At 67.7% G+C, this 4,883-nt stretch carries 6 protein-coding genes; 4 read left to right on the forward strand and 2 right to left on the reverse strand.

The features are described 5' to 3' along the window. The first annotated feature begins 111 nt into the window (after window positions 1-111). The 4 genes from thiD (at window position 112) to VMD50_RS19140 (ending at window position 3,026) form a co-directional block, all read left to right on the forward strand. Window positions 112-939: a bifunctional hydroxymethylpyrimidine kinase/phosphomethylpyrimidine kinase gene (gene thiD, locus VMD50_RS19125; protein ID WP_325429640.1), complete on the forward strand. Its 828-nt coding sequence runs from the start codon at window positions 112-114 to the stop codon at window positions 937-939. Between the two features lie 49 nt (window positions 940-988). Then, entirely contained in the window at window positions 989-1,606 is a 618-nt protein-coding gene (locus tag VMD50_RS19130; RefSeq protein ID WP_325429632.1) for an alpha/beta hydrolase family protein, read from the forward strand. Between the two features lie 96 nt (window positions 1,607-1,702). Next, on the forward strand, window positions 1,703-2,137 hold the full coding sequence (locus tag VMD50_RS19135; RefSeq protein WP_325429633.1) for a MarR family transcriptional regulator: 435 nt from the start codon (window positions 1,703-1,705) through the stop codon (window positions 2,135-2,137). A 19-nt stretch (window positions 2,138-2,156) separates the two neighbouring features. Continuing rightward, the gene (locus VMD50_RS19140; protein ID WP_325429635.1) at window positions 2,157-3,026 is read left to right on the forward strand and encodes an LLM class F420-dependent oxidoreductase; all 870 of its coding nucleotides are present in this window, start codon (window positions 2,157-2,159) and stop codon (window positions 3,024-3,026) included. 3 nt (window positions 3,027-3,029) lie between these two features. Here VMD50_RS19140 and VMD50_RS19145 read toward each other — a convergent pair whose 3' ends face one another. Both VMD50_RS19145 and VMD50_RS19150 read right to left on the reverse strand, forming a co-directional pair. Then, window positions 3,030-4,499 carry a neutral zinc metallopeptidase gene (locus VMD50_RS19145; RefSeq protein WP_414686123.1) on the reverse strand — a complete coding sequence of 490 codons (1,470 nt, stop codon included), beginning with the start codon at window positions 4,497-4,499 and terminating at the stop codon, window positions 3,030-3,032. 142 nt (window positions 4,500-4,641) lie between these two features. Beyond that, on the reverse strand, window positions 4,642-4,883 hold a 242-nt coding region (locus VMD50_RS19150), incomplete at its 5' end, for a hypothetical protein (RefSeq protein WP_325429639.1).

A 4,883-nucleotide genomic window follows, 5' to 3' on the forward strand; every position in this document is an offset into this window, starting at 1 on the left:
GTGATCGCAAGCGCGGCGGAGCCGGGCGCGGCGGGTCGCCGCTCATCCAACCCAGCGGTGATCGCAAGCGCGGCGGAGCCGGGCGCGGCGGGTCGCCGCTCATCCAACCCAGTGAGTTTTCTGCCTGTACCGGCACCGGGCACCACGCCCCCGCGCGTGCTGACCATCGCCGGCTCGGACTCGGGGGGCGGCGCCGGCATCCAGGCCGACATGCGCACCATGGCGCTGCTGGGTGTGCACGCCTGCGTCGCGGTCACCGCGGTCACCGTTCAGAACACGTTGGGCGTCAAGGGCTTTCACGAGGTGCCCGACGAGGTCGTCGCCGCCCAGATCGAGGCCGTGGTCACCGACATCGGAATCAACGCCGCCAAGACCGGGATGCTGGCGTCGGCGGACATCATCGCCGCGGTAGCCGCGACCTGGCGCCGGCTCGGGCTGACGGTTCCGCTCGTCGTCGATCCGGTGTGCGCGTCCATGCACGGGGACGCCCTGGTGGCGCCCTCGGCGCTGGATTCGCTTCGCGATCAACTGTTTCCGCTGGCAACGCTGGTGACGCCGAACCTCGACGAGGTCCGCCTGCTGGTAGATATAGAGGTCATCGACTCGACATCGCAGCGCGCCGCGGCCAAGGCACTGCATGCGCTGGGCCCACGCTGGGCGTTGGTCAAGGGCGGCCACCTGCGTTCATCCGATCGCAGCAGCGACCTGCTCTATGACGGCGCCGACTTCTACGAGTTCGATTCGGAGCGGTTGCCGGGCGGCAACGACCACGGCGGTGGCGACACGCTCGCGAGCGCGGTCGCCTGCGCGCTGGCGCATGGCTTCACGGTCCCGGACGCGGTCGGCTTCGGGAAGCGCTGGGTCACCGAATGTCTGCGCGCCGCCTATCCCCTGGGCCATGGACACGGCCCGGTCTCACCGCTGTTCAGGCTCACATGATTGCCCGCCTTGTCTCCGGTCCGTTCCGGACCGCATCGTCAGCGCGCGCATGAACCTCGACCAGATCGCAGGCGTGGCACACGAACCGGCCGGTCCCCCGGAAGGGCTGGTGGTGCTGACCCACGGCGCCGGCGGTGACCGGGAGTCCCTTCTGCTGCAACGGGTTTGCGGCGAATGGGCCCAGCGCGGCTGGCTCGCGGTTCGGTATAACCTGCCGTACCGCCGGCGCCGGCCCAAGGGTCCGCCGTCCGGGTCCGCAGCCGCCGACCGGGCGGGAATCGTCGAGGCAATCACGGTGTGCCGCGGCCTTTCCCGCGGACCGCTGATCGCCGGCGGCCATTCCTACGGTGGCCGGCAGACGTCCATGGTGGCCGCCTCCGGCGAGATTTCGGTGGATGTCCTTTCCCTCTTCTCCTACCCGGTGCACCCGCCGGGCAAGCCGGAGCGCCCGCGCACCGAGCACCTGCCCGGCATCCGGGTGCCCACCGTGTTCACCCACGGAACGTCGGATCCGTTCGGCACGCCGGGCGAGGTGCGCGACGCCGCGGCGATGATCTCCGCGCCAACCGAGGTCGTCGAGATCACCGGTGCACGCCACGATCTGCGCTCGAAGACCCTCGACGTGCCCGCGCTCGCCGTCGACGCCGCGCTGCGGCTGCTTTCCTGAAGGGACAGCGCATGTCGGGCAGGCCATCGGGCTGATCCTCGGCACGTTCTTCAGTTAAAACTGGACAGTTATGACTGTCTAACCTAGGCTGGGATCATGGACGGCATCGGGGATTCCGCCGTGCTGGCTGCCCGCGACCTGCGGGTGTTGTTCAGCCGGCTGCGACGCCGGTTGCGGAGTCTGCGGGTCGACGACGACCTGACGCCGTCCCAAACCGCGGTGCTCACCCGCCTCTGGAAGGAGGGGGCGTCGTCGGCCAGCGCGCTGGCCGGTGCCGAACGGGTGCGCCCGCAATCGATGGCCACCATCGTGGCCGCGCTCGAGCAGCGCGGGCTCATCGCGCGCACTCCCGACCCCGAAGACCGCCGCCGCCAAGTCGTTTCGTTGACCGCCAGAGGCCGGCGGCGCGCCGAGAGCGATCGGCAGGTGCGGGAGGAGTGGCTGGCACGTGCCATCCAGGAGCGGTATTCCGAGCGGGAACGGCGCATCATCCTTGATGCGCTGACACTGCTCGAGCGTCTGACCGAATGATGAGAGGGGAACCGCCGCAATGGAATTGGGTGTGCACTTCATCGACTTTCTGCCGGGGGATCCGGCGAAGCTGGGCCCGACGCTGACCGACGCGGCCAAGGCAGCCGAGCAGGGCGGCGCCACGATGTTTACCTTGGCCGACCACTTCTTCCAGATGGAAACCGTAGGGCGAGCCGAAGATCCGTTCCTCGAGGGCTATACGTCGTTGGGGTTTCTGGCCGGACAGACCACGACGATCGACCTGACCCTGCTGGTCACCGGGGTCACCTATCGCTATCCCGGCGTGCTGGCCAAAACGGTCACCACGCTCGACGTGCTGTCCCAGGGCCGGTCGATGCTGGGGCTGGGCGCCGCGTGGTACGAGCGCGAACATGTCGCCCTCGGCATCCCGTACCCGCCGCTCGGCACTCGGTTCGAAATGCTGGAGGAGACGCTGCAGATCTGCCGGCAGATGTGGAGCGACGAGGACGGGCCGTACCACGGCAAGCACTACCAGCTGGCCGAGACGATCTGTGTGCCGCAGCCGATTCGGCGCCCGCCGATCCTGATCGGCGGCGACGGCGAGAAGAAGACGCTGCGACTGGTGGCGCATTACGCCGACGTTTGGAACAGCACGACGAGCGATGTCGCCGAACTCGAGCACAAGATCGACGTCCTGAACCGCCACTGCGATGCGGTAGGCAGGGATCCACGCGAAATCCGCAAGACGGTCGGCCTTTTCGTCGACCCCTTCACGGACATCGCGGGCTACCTCAAGGCCGTGCAACGCTACGCCGAGTTGGGCATCGAATTGATCAATGCCGGCCCCTTCCCTGGAAACCCCGACCCCGTCGGCTTCATCCGCCGCCTCGGCGACGAGGTGATCCCCAGGGTTGCCGAGATCGCCTGAGCGCTATCCGGGATAGCGCGAATAGCAGGCGTCCATGTTGCCGGCCACGCCGCCACGGAAGGCTGCGATGCGGGTGAAGCCGGCCGGCACACTGGTGCCGTCGGCGTCGCTGGCGACCAGGTGGTTGGTGAGCAGCCCGGAAACGGCTTCGTCGAGGTCGCCGGCCGTCAGCACCAGCTGCTTCTGGGACGGCAGTTCGATCGGTTCGGCCATCTTGCGGTGCACGACACCGGTCAGGCAAGCGGTGCGCAGCGCGGTCCACGGGCTCTGCATGGGCAGCCCGCGGTCGTGCTGCACCGCCAGCGCGTACCTCGACATCACGATCGACAGGGCGGTGTCGTCGCCTTGCGGCAGCGTCCGCTCATTCTCGGCGGCGGCCTGACCCACCTTCGCCAGTCCGGGAAGGTCGACCGCGATGGTGTTGGTGGCCGGGCAGTAGGACGCCGGCGGGCTGGGCCTGGCGTCCGGGCAATCGGCGGGTTTGTAGGACAACGTAGGCGGATTCGTCGGGGAGAAGATCTTTCCCAGCAGCTCCATGAGCGTCGACAGCGTGTCTTCGTCGATCGCGACCCCGCCGGTGTCCGGGTCACGGTTCGGGTCGGCCTGCAAGGTGGTGGGCAGGTCGCCGCGGCGCTGCGCGATCTCCTGCCTGTTGATGGCCGCGCAGGCCGAGGCGCCGCTGAGGAAGCCCATCTGGAACGCGCTGATCCGATCCAGGGCCGACCCGTGCTCGTCGTCGTTTTGGGTGTCGGCGTCCATGACCGGGTCGCGGGTGGTGATGATGCCGGCCAGCACGTGGTCTAGCCCGTCGGCGGTGCTCAGTGTGAAGCGCGGCGACTTACCGTCGGCCACCCAATACAGATAGACGCCCGCGAAGCAATCGGCCTGCTGCTCGCGAACGATGGTCGGGTCTCTTCTGGTCACGAGTTTGGCCATCTGCTGCAAGGCGTGCCCGAATTCGTGCGCCAACACACCATTGACGGACATGTCGCCGAAATAGCGCTGCGCGACGGGCATAAAGACCCCGCGATCCCAGGCGATCAAGTTGCAGCGGTATGTGTAGAAGGCGTTGACGAGCTTATAGGTGTCGTTGTAGCAAACGATCGGACTGCTCGGATTCTCGGAGTCGTAGGACACCATCTGGTCGACCGGAACGAAAGTTCCCTTAAGCGATTGGCTGTAGACGGACTTCCAGTACTCCTCGATGTCGTTGATCGAGAGCAACGACAGCGTGTCGATCGGCCCGTTGTCGGTGTTGACCACCCTGCCGGTGGGACTAGGTGCGTTCGACCGTATTCCGCTGGGCCCATTGGTCGCCGGCAGACCGCCCACCCGGAACGGGTCGTTGAGCATCGAAAGAGCGCTCCCGTCGACGAAGGTCGTGCAGCCCGCCACCACGAGCACCGCCCCAGCGCAGGCAGTTGCCGCCTTGAGACGTCGACTCCGCCCGCGCTTGTTCATGACCAACCTCATCCCGACCGGGCTGCACGGCAGCACCAAAGGGATCTCATTGTAAATGCCGTGGCAAACCCTGACAGCCGAAATGCGACTTGGGGTTACCCATTGCGAAACATCAACGGGCGGGCGGGTATTCGCAACGCAAATTGCCGGTGCCCTAAAATGGCGGGTCCTCGTCGTCGGGTGGTGGGGCGGGGCCGGTGCGTTGGGCCAGGCGGGCGTTGCGGTTGTGTCGGCGTTCGGTGGCGACGCGGGTGGCGCGGTCCTGGGCGCGGGTGCGGCGGCGTTTGGGCATCATCGCGGTGCGCTCGGCGTGGGCTTTGGCCGGGGTCGCCGCGGGTTGGGGTGGGTCGCCGGTGGGCGCGCACAAGCTTGGGAACAGCAGCGCGCTGCCGGGGG

The sequence above is a fragment of the Mycobacterium sp. genome (assembly GCF_035506235.1).
Taxonomy (GTDB): domain Bacteria; phylum Actinomycetota; class Actinomycetes; order Mycobacteriales; family Mycobacteriaceae; genus Mycobacterium.

Excerpts from the sequence above, each read along its gene's own strand:
- VMD50_RS19130 (WP_325429632.1), top strand. The coding sequence starts at position 989 with ATGAACCTCGACCAGATCGCAGGCGTGGCACACGAACCGGCCGGTCCC.
- VMD50_RS19145 (WP_414686123.1), bottom strand. The coding sequence starts at position 4,499 with ATGAGGTTGGTCATGAACAAGCGCGGGCGGAGTCGACGTCTCAAGGCG.
- VMD50_RS19140 (WP_325429635.1), top strand. The coding sequence starts at position 2,157 with ATGGAATTGGGTGTGCACTTCATCGACTTTCTGCCGGGGGATCCGGCG.
- VMD50_RS19135 (WP_325429633.1), top strand. The coding sequence starts at position 1,703 with ATGGACGGCATCGGGGATTCCGCCGTGCTGGCTGCCCGCGACCTGCGG.